Annotated in this window: 16 protein-coding genes; 7 read left to right on the top strand and 9 right to left on the bottom strand. The window is 38.8% G+C overall.

All coding sequences use genetic code 11. The features are described 5' to 3' along the window. Positions 1-134 precede the first annotated feature (134 nt). The 3 genes from prc to P3L37_RS09080 all read right to left on the bottom strand — a co-directional run bounded on the left by prc (position 135) and on the right by P3L37_RS09080 (position 3,479). A complete protein-coding gene (prc, locus tag P3L37_RS09090; RefSeq protein WP_004911231.1) occupies positions 135-2,177 on the bottom strand; it encodes a carboxy terminal-processing peptidase in 2,043 nt (680 codons plus the stop codon). A 19-nt stretch (positions 2,178-2,196) separates the two neighbouring features. Then, on the bottom strand, positions 2,197-2,886 hold the full coding sequence (gene proQ / locus P3L37_RS09085) for an RNA chaperone ProQ (RefSeq protein ID WP_004911233.1): 690 nt from the start codon (positions 2,884-2,886) through the stop codon (positions 2,197-2,199). 110 nt (positions 2,887-2,996) lie between these two features. After that, complete coding sequence (locus P3L37_RS09080) at positions 2,997-3,479, bottom strand: GAF domain-containing protein (protein WP_004911236.1); 483 nt, start codon at positions 3,477-3,479, stop codon at positions 2,997-2,999. A gap of 132 nt (positions 3,480-3,611) precedes the next feature. On the opposite strand from P3L37_RS09080, the gene yebS reads away from it, so the two are divergent. From yebS to P3L37_RS09065, 3 genes are all read left to right on the top strand, one after another. Then, positions 3,612-4,838, top strand: a complete 1,227-nt coding sequence (yebS, locus tag P3L37_RS09075; RefSeq protein ID WP_110731968.1) for a membrane integrity lipid transport subunit YebS — start codon at positions 3,612-3,614, stop codon at positions 4,836-4,838. After that, complete coding sequence (locus P3L37_RS09070; protein WP_110731969.1) at positions 4,813-7,152, top strand: PqiB family protein; 2,340 nt, start codon at positions 4,813-4,815, stop codon at positions 7,150-7,152. The genes yebS and P3L37_RS09070 overlap by 26 nt, the downstream gene beginning before the upstream one ends. A gap of 147 nt (positions 7,153-7,299) precedes the next feature. Continuing rightward, complete coding sequence (locus tag P3L37_RS09065) at positions 7,300-7,533, top strand: DUF1480 family protein (RefSeq protein ID WP_004253902.1); 234 nt, start codon at positions 7,300-7,302, stop codon at positions 7,531-7,533. A gap of 422 nt (positions 7,534-7,955) precedes the next feature. On the opposite strand, the gene P3L37_RS09060 is transcribed toward P3L37_RS09065, so the two are convergent. The 4 genes from P3L37_RS09060 to ftnA all read right to left on the bottom strand — a co-directional run bounded on the left by P3L37_RS09060 (position 7,956) and on the right by ftnA (position 10,394). Beyond that, positions 7,956-8,303, bottom strand: coding sequence for a YebY family protein (locus P3L37_RS09060; protein WP_042851603.1), 348 nt, complete (start codon positions 8,301-8,303; stop codon positions 7,956-7,958). 64 nt (positions 8,304-8,367) lie between these two features. After that, positions 8,368-9,264, bottom strand: a complete 897-nt coding sequence (copD, locus tag P3L37_RS09055) for a copper homeostasis membrane protein CopD (RefSeq protein WP_109912504.1) — start codon at positions 9,262-9,264, stop codon at positions 8,368-8,370. A 1-nt stretch (position 9,265) separates the two neighbouring features. Then, a complete protein-coding gene (gene copC / locus P3L37_RS09050; protein WP_109912503.1) occupies positions 9,266-9,652 on the bottom strand; it encodes a copper homeostasis periplasmic binding protein CopC in 387 nt (128 codons plus the stop codon). A 238-nt stretch (positions 9,653-9,890) separates the two neighbouring features. Beyond that, a complete protein-coding gene (gene ftnA / locus P3L37_RS09045) occupies positions 9,891-10,394 on the bottom strand; it encodes a non-heme ferritin (RefSeq protein ID WP_004911254.1) in 504 nt (167 codons plus the stop codon). Between the two features lie 290 nt (positions 10,395-10,684). On the opposite strand from ftnA, the gene P3L37_RS09040 reads away from it, so the two are divergent. Continuing rightward, a complete protein-coding gene (locus tag P3L37_RS09040; RefSeq protein WP_004253885.1) occupies positions 10,685-10,915 on the top strand; it encodes a DNA polymerase III subunit theta in 231 nt (76 codons plus the stop codon). Between the two features lie 75 nt (positions 10,916-10,990). On the opposite strand, the gene yebF is transcribed toward P3L37_RS09040, so the two are convergent. Beyond that, positions 10,991-11,356 (bottom strand): protein YebF, encoded by a 366-nt coding sequence (gene yebF / locus P3L37_RS09035; protein WP_109912502.1) that lies wholly within the window; start codon positions 11,354-11,356, stop codon positions 10,991-10,993. 180 nt (positions 11,357-11,536) lie between these two features. After that, positions 11,537-11,716 (bottom strand): YoaH family protein, encoded by a 180-nt coding sequence (locus P3L37_RS09030; RefSeq protein WP_004911263.1) that lies wholly within the window; start codon positions 11,714-11,716, stop codon positions 11,537-11,539. Between the two features lie 124 nt (positions 11,717-11,840). Here P3L37_RS09030 and pabB point away from each other — a divergent pair, with 124 nt between their 5' ends. The 3 genes from pabB (at position 11,841) to P3L37_RS09015 (ending at position 15,409) form a co-directional block, all read left to right on the top strand. Continuing rightward, positions 11,841-13,211 carry an aminodeoxychorismate synthase component 1 gene (gene pabB, locus P3L37_RS09025; RefSeq protein WP_110731971.1) on the top strand — a complete coding sequence of 457 codons (1,371 nt, stop codon included), beginning with the start codon at positions 11,841-11,843 and terminating at the stop codon, positions 13,209-13,211. Next, entirely contained in the window at positions 13,204-13,764 is a 561-nt protein-coding gene (locus tag P3L37_RS09020) for a CoA pyrophosphatase (RefSeq protein ID WP_109912500.1), read from the top strand. Before pabB ends, P3L37_RS09020 begins: the two co-directional genes overlap by 8 nt. A gap of 280 nt (positions 13,765-14,044) precedes the next feature. Next, a complete protein-coding gene (locus P3L37_RS09015; RefSeq protein WP_272667381.1) occupies positions 14,045-15,409 on the top strand; it encodes an L-serine ammonia-lyase in 1,365 nt (454 codons plus the stop codon). Positions 15,410-15,996: the final 587 nt, after the last annotated feature.

Raw genomic sequence — 15,996 nt, 5'->3', positions numbered from 1 at the left:
GCTAAAAAAATTCAAATTAACAATACGTTATTGTTCAGTTTCTGTTTTGCTGTATGTATTTAGATTGTATTGAAAAGACACAAAAATTAAGCCAGCTTAATGCTGGCTTAACCCGACAAATAATAAGAGGGATATTATTTATTATTTGATAATAGCTTAGTGTGCTGATTCGCTAAGTCGATCGCCATTTTCACCGTTTCATCAAGGTATGGGTCTGGTCCTTCATAATCTTTTGGCAGATCATCAATTGATTTCAATAGCGGCTTGCCTTCCCGAGTATTACGTTCGTTTATACGTTTCAGTTTTGTCGCTTCAATTTCAGAATCTTCTTTTTGACGTTCAGCATAGTTGAGTGAAATAAGATTCTTACTTTCTTTGTTTACTTTATAGCGTGCAATGTCTTCATCAATATAATTGAATTCAGGGTCTTTGCTAATACGCGCCAAATGCTGCGTTTTTATTAACGATAAATCAGAAGAAACATCACCAACAGGCGTGTATTTTGCCGGTGGAATGCTATCCCATGGCAATGCGTTGTCCTCGAAACTTTCACCCGTTTCTGCGGGATCTTGGCCTGTTGGCATGACTACATCAGGGGTGACCCCTTCACGCTGTGTACTACCACCATTAACCCGATAAAACTTCTGAATAGTATACTGAACAGAACCTAAGGAAGGCCATTCTGGCTTCAGCATTTGGTCGTAAACACGACTCAAACTACGGTGTTGCTGAACTGTTCCCTTACCAAATGTCGGCTCACCAACAATCATCGCCCTACCATAATCTTGCATTGCCGCAGCAAAAATCTCAGATGCAGATGCACTAAAACGGTCAACTAAAACAACGAGAGGACCTTTATAGTAAATAACGTCGTCGTCATCGATATCTTGGCGAACTTGGCCATTGTTATCACGAACTTGGACAATCGGCCCTTGTGGAATGAACAAACCAGATAAAGAGACTGCTTCAGTTAATGCTCCGCCACCATTACCACGTAAATCAATAATCAATGCGGAAACATTATCTTTTGCCATGTTTTGCAATTGAGTTTTAACATCATTCGTTAAACCAACATAAAAACCTGGAATATCCAAAACAGCAATTTTATCTTTACCTTGCTGTTTTATTGTCAGCTTGACAGCTCGGTCTTCTAGCCGGATCTGCTCCCGAACTATGGTGACTATATGAGGTTTCGCCCCTTTAGTATCAGAAACGACTTCCAACCGAACTTTACTTCCTTTCGGGCCTTTAATTAAAGCAACCACATCATCAAGCCGCCAGCCAACCACATCAACAATAGGTTTACCCGTTTGGCCTACACCGATAATTTTATCGCCGACTTTTAGCTCTTTGCTTTTAGCTGCTGGGCCCCCAGCAACCAATGAGTTGATAACCGTATTTTCATCATCTTGCTGTAAGACCGCACCAATTCCTTCTAATGATAAACTCATTTCTGAATTGAATTGTTCAGTATTACGAGGCGATAGATAACTTGTGTGTGGATCGATTTCACGAGCAAAAGAGTTAACTATCAATTGAAAAACATCTTCACTTTGCGCTTGCGTTAAACGTCGCAACGCAAAATTATAACGTTTCGTCAATTTTTCTTTGATTTCTTTATCATCTTTGCCTGATAGTTTTAAATTCAACCAGTCATAACGGACTTTTTGGTCCCATAGACGATCAAGTTCTTGCTTATCTTTAGGCCACGGTGCTTTAGAACGGTCAACTTCAATGGAGTCTGTCGCATTTAAATCGATAGGTTGCTCTAAACGAGCCAACGCATATTTAAAACGCTCGAAACGTCTTTCCTGAGACAGATTATACAGGTCATAGAACGTATCTAATTTGCCATCCTCAAGCCACTGACCTGCTTTGCCCTTATCTTTGGCATATTGGTCAATATCGGATTGAAGTAAAACATTATGGCCGAAATCTAACATATTAAGATAACGATCAAATATTTTCTCAGAAAACGCACTGTCTAAATCAAATTGGCGGTAATGTGAACGAGTGAACCGAGATGTCACTCTCTCACTCACCGTACCGTGCTGTGCACTCTGCTTTAAGACTGGTAACTGAGCCGCAGTGACCGGAGTCACTGCTTGAGTATTAGCTATTGCACTGCCAAAAGTCGCTAGGCTGACCACCAGTGCAATTTTAAGAAGTTTGTTCATGACCTGATTGACCTCCGTATCAGAACTTTAAATGTTCCGCGCGTACAATCATTGCCAGCCCTGTTGGCAATTGAACCCTAACACCATCTTTCGCAATTTCTAAAACAGAGGCGTCCATCACACTGGTACCGACTTTGACTTTCAAAGTTTGACCAATTTGGAGTGTGTTGATGTCAGTCACTGATTTCAGATTTTGCTCTGGTGCAGGTGTATTACGGCGAGGGGCTTTAGCTGATGTATTTTGCGAGCGTTCTTTATTGTCTGTTGGACGGCGGCGAGGCGCTTTTTGTTTAGTTGCGTCTTGTGTACGTGGTGTTTTATCACCCGTTTTTTGTGCAACTGGACGTTTTTGCGCTTTTTGTTCAGCACGCTGTGCTTGAACGCGAGCTTTCGCCTCGGCTAATTGTTGGCGCGCATGTGCAATATGTTCTGCATCTAATTCACCACAATCTTCACCGTTTAGGTCAACTCGTTTAGCGCCCTCTTTAACACCGTAGAGATAACGCCAGCTAGAAGTGTACATGCGTAATGCAGAACGCAATTGCGTTTTGCTAATACCATCTTCTTCTTTTAAGCACCCTACGATATCTTGAAAAATTCCGACTTTTAACGGACGTGCTTCGCCTTCAGCGATAAAACAGCGAGGAAAACGCTCTGCTAGAAATGCGATAACTTCTTTACTACTATTCAACTTAGGTTGATTTTCCATGAAATTTCCTGATAACAACGATTTTGCCAACCTCACGGGCATGAACAAGCCGACATTATAATCGTGTTGCTGACAATTGCCACGTTACTATTAATTTAACTGACCATTATTTAGTGATATTTAGGCATAGAACACATTGCCAGGTGTTGACACAACTGGTTTACAAGGTGCTGTAGCCCTTTTTCGTCTTCATGGTCGAATTGGCTAATATTTGGGCTGTCTATATCTAAAACCCCGATAATTTGCCCATTAACTACCAAAGGAAAGACAATTTCAGCGTTACTTGCTGCATCACAGGCAATATGACCTGGGAATGCATGAACATCTTCGATACGCTGAACTTGGTTATTGCTAAACGCTGTTCCACACACGCCTTTACCAAAAGGGATCCGAACACACGCAACTTTACCTTGGAAAGGACCCAGTACTAATTCTTGCCCATTACTGAGATAAAAACCAGCCCAGTTAACCCCTTCTAAACAGTCATATAATAATGCACTGGTATTTGCTAAGGTTGCAATTAAATCATATTCCCCTGCAAGTAGCGCAGAGAGATTGTCTGAAAGTTCGTGATAATACTTCTTTTTATCCATAATTATTTCTTGTAATAATCAAGTAATTAATCAAATATTTGTAAGCGTAGCCCTAAGGTTACCAATTTGTCACTTTGAGGTAAATTTTTTTACACTAGATTACATCGAGGTAACCAACTAAAATGAGTCAATATGAACCACATTAATCACACTGATTTGCTTTTTCAACGTTGTAATCATTGCGATCAGAAGTTACTAACTCCTCGATTCAACATACGGCAAGTTGTTGTTTGCCCTCGCTGTTTTAGTCAACTTAATGATGGGCGTTCTTGGTCACTCAACCGTTTATCAATACTGGCTATCACTTTATTGATGCTTGCCCCTATTGCATTTTGGCAACCACTCATTTCTATTCACTTATTAGGAAGCCAAATCAATGCAAATGTCATTGAAGGTATTCGCTTAATTAATCAACAAGGGGATCCATTTACGGCCAGTATAGTGGCTTTTTGTGCTATTGCAGCCCCATTAATATTACCCATTTTGATTTTATTGTTATCTATTGGTCAGTATATCAATTTGAATCTCCGGCCTATTCTTTTAGTATTAAGTCACATTAAAGAATGGGTTATGTTAGATGTTTACCTTATCGCGCTAGGCATTGCTGCGATTAAAATGCAAGATTATGCGAGTGTTTTCATTGGACATGGTTTAATCGCTTTTATTACCATGTCTATTCTCAGTATATTAATCCTCATCCACATAAACTTAGATGAGCTATGGAACAAATTTTATCCCATTAATAATAAAAAAGTACAAGATAACTTACTGGTCTGTACAGCATGTCATTATTGCGGCCCTACAACTAGCAATGAAAAATGCCAACGCTGTCATCGCCCTCTTCACTATCGTGAACCGCATAGTTTACAAAAAACATGGGCCGCACTAATTGCTGCCATGGTGCTATTATTTCCTGCTAATTTAATGCCAATCTCTATTTTTTATCTCAATGGGCAACGTTTAGAGGACACTATTTATTCTGGAGTCGTTTCTTTAATTGATTCAGGTAATTGGCCAATTGCAATTATTGTATTCATCGCCAGTATATTGGTTCCCTTTATTAAGATTATTATTATGATATTGCTACTGTTTTCCATCCACTTCAAAAGCAATACTGACCCTATTTTACGTATGAAATTACTTAGGTTTGTTTCATGGATTGGTCGTTGGTCCATGCTAGATTTATTTGTCATTGCTTTGATGATGACACTCGTTAATCGCGATCAATTGATGTCTTTTACTATGGGGCCTGCCGCACTGTATTTTGGTACAGCCGTTATTTTAACAATTTTGGCTGTTGAGTGGTTAGATAGCCGTTTAATTTGGGATTCTTATGGAAAATCAAAACCCGCAAAGTGAACCCTCTGAAGAAATATCAGAAGCTCTATTACGTAAACGCAAACATATTTCGCCTTTCTGGTTTTTGCCTTTAGTCGCTATTTTCATTGCCGGTTGGCTTTTGTTTCAGCATTGGGTTGAACGAGGAACGGATATTACTATTGAGTTCACATCTGCACCCGGAGTAGTTGCTAACCGAACACCTATCCGCTACCAAGGTGTTGAAGTTGGTTTGGTGCAATCTGTTGCTATCAGTAAAAATATGAAAACCATTATTGTTACTGCTAGTGTGAATAAAGACATGCGTCCAGCCTTGAATTCAGGAACTAAATTTTGGTTAGTGACCCCCAAGGCATCATTAGCAGGCGTTTCTGGCCTTGATGCGTTAGTTGGTGGGAACTACATTGGTATGTTACCAAGCACGGGAACAGAGCAATTCTCTTTTGTTGCACAGGATACGCCACCGCAGCTAAACATAGATAAAGGTGAATTACTTATTCACCTTACTGCGCCAGATTTAGGTTCATTAAACGAAAACTCTCCGATTTATTACCGGAAAGTACCTGTTGGTTATATTTCAGACTATACCATTTTGCCAGATAACCAAGGTGTTTCCATTTCTGCTGTTATCAAAAAACCGTATGCTCACTTAGTACGTAAAGAGAGTCAGTTTTGGAATGTATCTGGGTTACAAGGTAGCTTCGACCTTAAATCTGGAGCCAGTGTAAAAATGGAAAGCCTTTCTGCTGTGATAAATGGCGCCATTGCTTTTGACTCACCACAAAGCAGTCCTCAAGCAGAAGAAGGACAACAATTTGTTCTGCAAGATAGTAAAAAAATAGCCAAAACTGCAGAACAAGACGGTAAAGACCCACTCATGCTAACACTTTGGGCACATGACACTTATGGTGTCGATAAAGGCCAGCCCATTGTTTATAAAGGCATTCAAGTTGGTGAGGTGTTACAGCGTCACCTGGCAACTGAAAAAGTGAATTTTAGTATCTTAATCTATGATGAGTTCCAGCACCTTGTCCGTGAAGACAGTAAATTTGTTGCAAATAGCCGAGTGGATATCCAATTAGGCCTTAATGGATTACAATTCCAAGGCGCTACCCCCCAAGAATGGTTAGATGGCGGGATTCACCTGATAGCTGGTCAAAGCCAAGATAAACTTCCCGAAACCTTTCCTTTATATCGTAGTGATGATAATGCAAAAGCGGGTATTTTAGGCGCTTTACCGCCTACAACTATCACCCTAAATACCACGACACTACCAGACATTCAGGCCGGTTCTATTGTTCTTTATCGCCAATTTGCAGTCGGCAAAATCATTGACATTAAACCAACTAAAGCTGGGTTTGCTATCAATGTAAATATTTCAAATGAATATCTTCATTTACTCACAGAAAATAGTGTATTTTGGGCTGAAGGCGGCGCCAAAGTTCAGCTTAATAGCAATGGTTTAACCGTTCAAGCTGCGCCTCTGAGCCGAGCGATTAGCGGTGCAATTAGCTTTGATAACCTAGATGGTGGCGTCGCCAATACTGCTCGACAACACACACTTTACCCAAATGAAACCTCTGCGAAGGCAATAGGAAGCATTATTACGCTAACCACGTTTGATGCATCAAAGCTTTCCGAAGGCATGCCAATCCGTTATTTAGGTATTAATATTGGTCAAATTGAATCATTAAAATTGTCATCTGACAAACGTGAAGTACAAGCAAAAGCAATTCTATACCCCGAATATGTCAGTACCTTTACCCGGTTAGGAAGTCGCTTCGCTGTGGTAACACCTGAATTATCCCCTGCGGGTTTAAATAATTTAGATAGCATATTGCAGCCTTATATCAGTGCTGAACCTGGACGTAACAGTAAAAGCCGTTATCAATTTGAATTACAAACTGCCAATATTACAGACTCGCGTTATCTAGACGGTTTAACTATTTACCTTGATGCTATTGATGTAGGCGCAATCCAAATTGGTACACCTATTTTGTTTAGGGGCCTAGAAGTCGGTGTTGTTACAGGTCTCTATTTGGGAGAGCTTTCCGATCGCGTATATGTTGCGACACGTATTGGCAAGGAATACCAATATCTTATTCGCAATAATACCGAGTTTTGGCAGTCTTCCGGTTTTAACTTTTCATTTGGTTTAACCGGTGGCGTTGCCAAAAGCGGGACTTTCAAGCAATTTGTACGTGGCGGTATTTCCCTTGCTACACCGCCGTCAGTGCCTCTAGCCCCACAAGCTAGGCCTGAACAGCATTTCATCCTAAAATTAGAGCCCCCTAAAGATTACGTGGACTGGGGGACATCTATCCCGAAAAAATAATCACTATTAGGGTGCATATTAACCATATATAGCACCCTTTCCTCACAAGCACCTTAAAAATTATTTTGGAAATTAATTCCATTTATACTATGCTTAAATTCGTTGAGCTGATTATATATGGTTAAAATCGATGAATGAGGTGCTGTTATGTGTATTGTAAAATTGAAAATATCTTCCTATGAAATTAATGATGCGGTTATGGCTTCCCATAAAAGTGATACAGTAAGTATTCCATGTGATTCTGATACAGACTTTTGCATGCAACTTGATGGCTGGGACGAGCATACAAGTATTCCTGCCACTTTAGATGAAAAACCGGTTCTACTCTACCGTGATCGTTATGACAAAGAAAATCACCATTGGGTGATGAAACTTGCTTAATAGTTTTGTTAGTACTCTTAGGTTATTTACTAAGCATATAAATAGGTAGGAACCGATAAGCTGATATGAAATGAGAACTGACAAAATAATAGGCAAAAAAAGAGGCCTGGTAGATTCCGATTACCGGGCCTTGGGAAATGGCTCTGGCAGAGCCGTGCGCTAAAATTGCCATTGAGACGTTACAAAGTACACTCTAATACTAGTTTTCAATGCACGTTCTTACCATGTTTATTATCAAATATTTTACATATTATTAACACAATTTATTTCTTAATTTTCTAAAATTGAACTATTTGTTTAATAGGTTATACCTATACATACAATCACTCAAACCTTTCAATTAATCAATGCATTGAATAATAACAATAATTTATTGTTTTCCACATCCCTTCTAGATTGAACATTTTAACTGAACGATAAATTTAATTGCTCGCACACAATTTTGCAGCAGCTTCTTTTATAGGTAATATTCTTTCCTCAACTGTTTTGGTGCTATCGGTAGGCTTAAGCAGCACATCAATAGGCTGTGCTTTAATTTCTTTTTTGATCATCAATTCAGTCGCTATGTCGTTTAATGGGTATTGCATTAGCGTGGCAGGGTTAATGACGACCAAAGCCCCATTATGACGGCACTCTAACATGACTTCCTCTCGAGTAAATGGCCAATCATCACCAAATTGTTTTTTACTCACGGATGTTAACGGTGCAGAAAAAGCAGTGCTCACGGTTCCACCCAATAACAGTGAGCAAATAATGAGTTTAAATTTCATGGTAGTGACCTTATTAAACATTGAAGATATCTTTACATATTATCAATTAAATATAAAAGTTTAGCTAGATTGGTTGGTAGCTTGCAAAAATTGCCACAGAAAGAATCGCCATCGTACCTAACAGTAACTCAACCCAACTGTTAATGATTAGGTAATTGACTCGCCCTTTTTGCTTAATAATAGGTACGATGTAATAACGATTGATAATCGCTAATAAAAGCATTCCTCCCACTAAAATGATCTTAAACCAAAGTAGTGATTGGTATTCTGACCCTGAATAATTTAATGGCCAGCCAGGTAAAAGTGTTATTGCACTAATGATCCCTGTAATGACCACCAGTACAACAGCGATATGGCCGAAGCGCGAAAAACGCATCATGGTATTCACAATTTGTTTGTCCATCCCTTCTGCCATTTCTTTTTTATTGCGCAAAAATTGGATGCAAATTAAAAATGGCCACAAACCGCCAAACCAATATGCAGAGCTAATGAGATGAATAAATTGATTAATACGATGGAATGTTCCGAGTAGGCCATCATGCATGGCCGCGTGCCCAATAAAGGCATGCAAACCAAGCAGGATCACTGAAAAAACTAATATTAGTTTCAATCGTAATTGAATTGATTTTATAAATAAGACCAATAGCAATAATACAGATGACAAAAGTTCCCAACGCCATACTTGGCCGAATGACGTCCCTAAAACCCCTTGCCATATCTGCCAATCAATACTATCTTCCCAACCATCACCCATCAGACCCGCTTGCGCAATCATCCAGCTGAAGGCTGTTAAGACAGTAACAATGGCACAAAAGAAAATGCCTTTATTCAAATAGCGGCTTAATAAATAATTAAATGAGCCGCGACTAAGTACCACTGCAAATATTGACATTCCACACATCAATATTGCAGCGATAAAATGAATAAAGCGAATAAGGGTATAAAAAGCTTCTAGTGACATATTATTTCACTGTAAAGCTATACGTTCCTTTTGTTTTGTGTCCGTCGACAGAAACGACGCTCCAATTAACATCATATTTCCCAGCAATGAGCTTGTCTTCCACAGGAACGACCACTTTAGTGTCGTTACTCGGGTCTAACGTTGCTTTACCGGTTTTTACTATTTTATTTTCAGGCCCGATAATACTGACCTTAGTGAAATTAACTTCGATACCTTCAGAAAAGCTTAATGAGATTGACTCTGGCGCTTGCTCCACTGCCGTACCTTCAGCAGGAAGCTGGTCTTTTAAATGTGCATGGGCAAATGCTTGTTGGAAAGACATGCCTAAAAATAGAACGGCGACAGCGCTAAGTTTGCGCCATGAAGATTTAATAGGGTTAATTGGCATAGTAACCTCTTAATTTGCAGGTGAATTTAGAATAATTGCCAATCATTATACGGAAAACAAACCATTTTACCGCTTAAAAATGGGTTTTATCGGCCTATCCTGTGAGTTTTCACACAAAATGAAAAGAAAAAGACTTATGAACATTGAATTACAGAATTCATGCCCATAAGCCTAGAGAGGTCTTTATGCATCAAGTAGAGAGAAAAACTAGATTTCTATCTACTTACTGGTGTGTAGATTAGACATGCGTTGCCGCAGACAGGTTTTTCAAATCTTTATCTAACAAGAATAGTGCTTTACCAGACTCACCCACCATATCCAGTTTATCCAGTACTGATTTAAATAATTTCTCTTCTTCATGTTGCTCTGCAACATACCATTGTAAGAAATTAAATGTAGAATAATCTTGTGTTGTCATTGCTAAATGAGCCAATTTATTAATTTCACGAGTAATTAATTGCTCATGTTCATAAGTTTGGGTGAATACATCACTAATTGATTTGAAATCAACGGGCGGCGCAGCAATTTGCCCTAACAGTGGCAACGCCCCAGTGTCACTAAGATAATCAAATAAACGCTGCATATGTTCCATTTCTTCTTGTGAGTGTGCTTTTAAGAACGCTGCAGCGCCTTCATAGCCTTTATCACTACACCAAGCACTCATTTGCAAATAGAGATTTGCAGAATAAAACTCAAGATTTAATTGCTCGTTTAATTTTTTGACCATATCTGTAGTTAACATATTTAAGCCTTATCGGTTAATCATTCATGCGTATATTATGCACAGTATTACAATAATTAAAACCCTAAAACAATCTTAAAACAAAAAAATCCAATTTACTGATAATTAATAACTTTTGTTAAAAACAATAATAATCAATCTCATTATCTTTCCCTGTTTTTCTATTAATAGCTAAATATATAAATAGATAAATTTAACTCTTATTTTTATTATTACAATTAATGTAATGAGATTTTTTCTCATTATCCAGTTACAATAATAAGGTATGAATTTAACCGTAGAGATCAAATATGAGTCACAACCTTGCTTTATTGCCTAAAGATGAAATGGATAAGGTCAATGTCGACCTTTTGGCTTCTGGTGTTGCATTTAAAGAACGCTATAACATTGCCATCATTGCTGAAGCTGTTGAGCGAGAACAACCTGAACACTTAAGGGAATACTTCAGAGAGCGATTAGTATACTACCGTCAGCTGTCACAAAATTTTGCTCGTATGCCTTATGAACCACGTAATCGCTAGGCTCACGGATACACAGAAAAAATGACACAAAAAAGGGATAACCTTAATGGTTATCCCTTAATATTCAATAAAAATTTATTTAGTTGTATTATATGTCACGGTATTATTTTGGCAGTCTACCGCAACTGAATAATGCAAATCGGATTTTGCACCTCGAACAACCAACGGCACGGTGTAACCTGTTTCAGTTTTAGTGACTTCACTATCATTGACCCAAGCAACCGCTTTTTTGCCTAAAGCCGCTTTTTCATCTGTCCAACGAGGCAAACGATTATGCATAAAGTCACTTTTCACCTGTGCTGCAATTTGTGGCTCAGTTAGCGTACCACAACTGACGAAAGGCGCAGCTTTACCTTCTTCATTATTTGCGCTTAACGCAAAAGAACTAAAAACCAGAGCACAAGCACCTAAAATTACAGCAATTTTTCGATTCGCTTCCATACCATCCTCCGATACCTATTACTAGGTAAAGATTTTTGATTAGTTTAGCGGCTTATTTCAGCCTACCAGATACCAGTTATCTTCTGGTTATTATCTAGTCTTCATTGATAAATAGAATGACTTAACTAATATTAATCTATCAGATTTATGCATGAATGTTAATAGTATGTTTATAGATTATTAATTTTCATCATCGAAACGAACGTGGATCTGTTCTTTACCTTGGTGCTTTTCTCTAATTTCATGAGCGACTATTGCAATCGCCTCACCACTACTCATACCTTCCGCCATCAATTGATGAATTTTTTCAACAGCTTCTTGCTGTTCTTCGTGATTAAGTGCTGGCATACCAGAAAACATGGTTTAAACCTCATGAATAAAAGACTAAAATCAATGATTAAGATTTTAACATTTCTTCGACTATTAAGATAAGAATATATGTTAACCTGTATTGATTCACTTGCGGAAATTTAAACTCATCATTATGGTTATCAAAAAAATCCAACTACCTTATAGCCCAAATGCAGCCATTGATTATTTTACCCCATTGGCACACCTGCCATGGGCGATGTTATTACATTCAGGTAATGCAAAACACTCACATAATCGCTTTGATATTATCGTTGCTGACCCGATTGCCACACTGACGACTTATCAGCTTAAAACAACTATTACAGAACAAAATCACGCCTCTCTCGTTTCTGAGTCAGACCCTTTTAAACTCCTTCAAGGATTGCTGGATAAATACCAACCAAAACGCCAGGAAGAGACCGAGTGTCCCTTCAACGGGGGGGCTCTCGGCCTTTGGAGTTACGATTTAGGGCGCCGCATTGAAAAATTACCTGAAATTTCGACCGCAGAGCTACAATTTCCAGACATGGCAGTTGGCATCTACTTATGGGCTCTCATTGTTGATCATCATGATAAAACCACTACATTAATTAGTTATGATGATGCTGATGCCCGGTTAGCTTGGCTAAACAACCAAAAAAGGCCACGTAAAAATAAATTTCAATTAACCTCTGCATGGCAATCCAATATGTCAGAAGAGGCATATCATCATAATATTGCGCGCATCCATGAATATTTACGTAATGGTGATTGCTATCAAATCAATTTAGCGCAAAGATTTAAAGCCAAGTATAAAGGGGATGAATGGAATGCATTTTTAGCACTACTTGATCGCAATGGTGCTCCCTTCTCTTCTTTTATACGTCTTCCCGAAAATGCGGTTATCAGTATTTCACCTGAACGCTTTATCTTTTTGCAAGATGGAGATATTCAAACCCGCCCAATCAAAGGAACGCTTCCGCGCTTAGACAATGAACAAGATGACCTTGCTCAAGTAGCAAAATTGTCTAATTCAGTAAAAGATCGCGCAGAGAACTTAATGATTGTCGACTTGCTGCGTAATGATATTGGCCGCGTCGCCAAACCGGGTACGGTCAGTGTTCCTGAATTATTTGCTGTTGAAGCTTTCCCGGCAGTACATCATCTGGTTAGTACCGTCACGGCAAAGTTAGATAGCCAATACCGTGCAACTGATTTATTACGAGCGTGTTTTCCTGGTGGGTCAATAACCGGCGCACCGAAAGTCCGTGCAATGGAGATAATTGAAGAATTAGAACCCCATCGCCGACATGGCTATTGTGGAGCAATAGGCTATATTAGTTTCAATGGCAATATGGATAGCAATATTACTATTCGTACTTTACTGACATATAAAAAACAGGTTTATTGTTGGGCTGGCGGTGGTATTGTTGCCGATAGCCAAGCAGACAAAGAGTATCAAGAAACCTTTGATAAATTAAGCCTGATCTTACCTTTATTAGGAGCACTCAATAACGATGACTGAACTGAATAACTTTATCAATCGTTTTCAGTTTACTTTACCGGCTACCCGCCAATTTGAAGCTAAGGCGGGTAAATCGGCGGCTGTTCTTTTACCCATTATCAATAAACCAAACCCAACATTACTTCTCACCCAAAGGTCTCCTTTTTTACGCTCCCATGCAGGCCAAGTCGCCTTTCCTGGCGGGGCTAGTGACCCAGAGGATGGAACGCTTGTGAATACCGCTTTACGTGAAGCTTATGAAGAAGTCGCCATCCCACCGGAAAAAGTCACCGTACTGGGTCAGTTAAGCCCTTTACAAAGTTATGGTGGTTATGAAGTTACGCCAATCGTTGGGCTTGTACCAAATAATATTCAATATCAGGCTAACCCCAGTGAAGTCGCTGACATCTTTGAAGTTCCATTGTTTGATGCGCTTTCATTGCAACATCATAAATATGTCGATATTAAGCGTTCAGGACAGCATAACCGCATCTTTTTTTATTGGTATAAAGGCCATTTGGTTTGGGGATTAACCGCTTCGATTATTCACCAACTTGCCTTGCAGTTAGATTAACGGCTAACACAACTTTTCACCATACAATGCCACTATTGCAGTAAAATCTATTTAAGATGACAAGATATCGCGTCATATATGACAAAATTTACCTCTACCACATGTTGTTTTTTTAGCCACATCACAGACATTTTGTGCTATTTACAATCAATTACCCTTCAGCAACTACCTTATTTCAAAAAATACTTTAAACTTACTGGTTAACACTACTAAATAACAGTAAAGTAGCGTCTTTTAAAATAATGCACTACATTTTCATCTTTTTTTTAAGGAGTCCTGCGTGATAAGCGTTTTCGACATGTTTAAAGTGGGCATAGGCCCTTCAAGCTCTCATACCGTTGGTCCAATGAAAGCTGGGAAAGAATTTGTCGATGATTTAGTAAGCAAAAATTTATTACCTAACGTCACACGTATTTCAGTGGATGTTTATGGGTCATTATCGCTTACTGGAAAAGGGCACCATACTGATATCGCCATTATTATGGGGCTAGCAGGTAATTTGCCTGCCACTGTCGACATTGAATCCATCCCAACTTTTATCAAGAATGTAGAAGAAACAGAAAAGTTATCATTAGCAAATGGCCTTCAAGTCGTTGATTTCCCTAATGAGGGTGGCATGAATTTTCGTCAAGATAACCTGCCATTACATGAAAATGGCATGACCATTCATGCTTTTACCGATAATGATGAAATTTACACCAAAACCTATTATTCCATTGGTGGTGGTTTCATTGTCGATGCAGAGCATTTTGGCGAATCAACGCTTGATAGCAAACCCGTCTCTTATCCATTTAATTCCGCGGAAGAGCTACTATTAAATTGCAAAAAATCCGGTCTTTCTATTTCTAGCTTAATGATGAAAAACGAGTTAGACCTTCATACCAAAGAAGAAATTGAAGCCTATTTTGCTGATGTATGGCATACCATGCAAGCCTGTATCGAGCGTGGTTTAAACACCGAAGGTGTTTTACCGGGCCCATTACGAGTACCTCGTCGTGCACCGGCACTTAACCGAATGGTGACCTCAACAAGTAAGCTATCTAATGACCCAATGAATGTGGTTGACCTGATCAATATGTATGCCTTAGCCGTGAATGAGGAAAATGCTGCAGGTGGTCGCGTTGTCACAGCCCCGACTAACGGTGCATGTGGTATCGTCCCTGCCGTATTAGCTTACTATAACCATTGTATAGAACCTGTAACGCCTGAGTTATATATGCGCTATTTCTTAGCTTCAGGCGCTATTGGTATTTTATACAAAATGAATGCGTCCATTTCAGGTGCTGAAGTTGGCTGCCAAGGTGAAGTCGGTGTGGCATGTTCGATGGCCGCGGCTGGCCTGGCCGAATTATTCGGTGGTAGCCCTGAGCAAGTGTGTATTGCTGCTGAAATCGGCATGGAGCACAATTTAGGTTTAACTTGTGACCCTGTCGCTGGCCAAGTTCAAGTTCCTTGCATTGAACGAAATGCAATCGCCTCTGTTAAAGCAGTGAATGCCACACGTATGGCTCTACGTCGAACAAGCGAACCACGAGTTTCACTTGATAAAGTCATTGAAACTATGTACGAAACAGGGAAAGACATGAATGCAAAATATCGTGAGACATCCCGAGGCGGGTTAGCCATCAAAGTACAATGTGACTAATTTTTAATCCTTAAGCACCCTTTTCTATTCTGTTATCACTTTAAACAGGATTTTGAGGGTGCTTTTTTAGCATGCATTAAAAAGTTTTTTCTATTTTTGCTATGCTTCTCTTCCCATATAGTCCAATTCAACTAATCAATTACCCACAGTTTTTTTCATTGAATTAACTCAATTTTCTTATACTCAACAAACCACATCAAAACAAAATTCATACTATTTTGTGCTAAAGACTGTTTTGACATGACGGAGAGACAACCATTCCCCATTGAAATTTGGTTGTTTTTCACTCTAAAAATCAATATTACACTATTTTTTTGGCTATTTTTGTTACCGATAACAAAATTATATACCAATAAATGATAAATATTTAGTTTATTGATTTTTTCAAATAAAAATAAACAGCAACTAACTGCAATTTAATATCATTTTTTAGATGTATTCTTATTTTTCTGACGCGAAACAAGTTTTTAGGATAACACGAGATGATATGCTAATAATGTAATTGATACTAACAACACCATGAGTTAGCTCATGAATATTATGAGACGTTTGTAATTATTCAGCTAAAATTATCTTACAGGGGAAAC

Source organism: Providencia sp. PROV114, assembly GCF_032704305.1.
In the GTDB taxonomy this organism is placed as follows: Bacteria; Pseudomonadota; Gammaproteobacteria; order Enterobacterales; family Enterobacteriaceae; genus Providencia; species Providencia rettgeri.
The sequence above is the reverse complement of the archived record's forward strand: the minus strand, read 5'-3'. Positions and strand labels throughout refer to the sequence as shown.

Excerpts from the sequence above, each read along its gene's own strand:
- yebF (WP_109912502.1), bottom strand. The coding sequence starts at position 11,356 with ATGGAAGCGAATCGAAAAATTGCTGTAATTTTAGGTGCTTGTGCTCTG.
- P3L37_RS09040 (WP_004253885.1), top strand. The coding sequence starts at position 10,685 with ATGAGTCACAACCTTGCTTTATTGCCTAAAGATGAAATGGATAAGGTC.
- prc (WP_004911231.1), bottom strand. The coding sequence starts at position 2,177 with ATGAACAAACTTCTTAAAATTGCACTGGTGGTCAGCCTAGCGACTTTT.
- ftnA (WP_004911254.1), bottom strand. The coding sequence starts at position 10,394 with ATGTTAACTACAGATATGGTCAAAAAATTAAACGAGCAATTAAATCTT.
- yebS (WP_110731968.1), top strand. The coding sequence starts at position 3,612 with ATGAACCACATTAATCACACTGATTTGCTTTTTCAACGTTGTAATCAT.
- P3L37_RS09070 (WP_110731969.1), top strand. The coding sequence starts at position 4,813 with ATGGAAAATCAAAACCCGCAAAGTGAACCCTCTGAAGAAATATCAGAA.
- copD (WP_109912504.1), bottom strand. The coding sequence starts at position 9,264 with ATGTCACTAGAAGCTTTTTATACCCTTATTCGCTTTATTCATTTTATC.
- P3L37_RS09080 (WP_004911236.1), bottom strand. The coding sequence starts at position 3,479 with ATGGATAAAAAGAAGTATTATCACGAACTTTCAGACAATCTCTCTGCG.
- copC (WP_109912503.1), bottom strand. The coding sequence starts at position 9,652 with ATGCCAATTAACCCTATTAAATCTTCATGGCGCAAACTTAGCGCTGTC.
- P3L37_RS09020 (WP_109912500.1), top strand. The coding sequence starts at position 13,204 with ATGACTGAACTGAATAACTTTATCAATCGTTTTCAGTTTACTTTACCG.
- pabB (WP_110731971.1), top strand. The coding sequence starts at position 11,841 with ATGGTTATCAAAAAAATCCAACTACCTTATAGCCCAAATGCAGCCATT.
- proQ (WP_004911233.1), bottom strand. The coding sequence starts at position 2,886 with ATGGAAAATCAACCTAAGTTGAATAGTAGTAAAGAAGTTATCGCATTT.
- P3L37_RS09030 (WP_004911263.1), bottom strand. The coding sequence starts at position 11,716 with ATGTTTTCTGGTATGCCAGCACTTAATCACGAAGAACAGCAAGAAGCT.
- P3L37_RS09065 (WP_004253902.1), top strand. The coding sequence starts at position 7,300 with ATGTGTATTGTAAAATTGAAAATATCTTCCTATGAAATTAATGATGCG.
- P3L37_RS09060 (WP_042851603.1), bottom strand. The coding sequence starts at position 8,303 with ATGAAATTTAAACTCATTATTTGCTCACTGTTATTGGGTGGAACCGTG.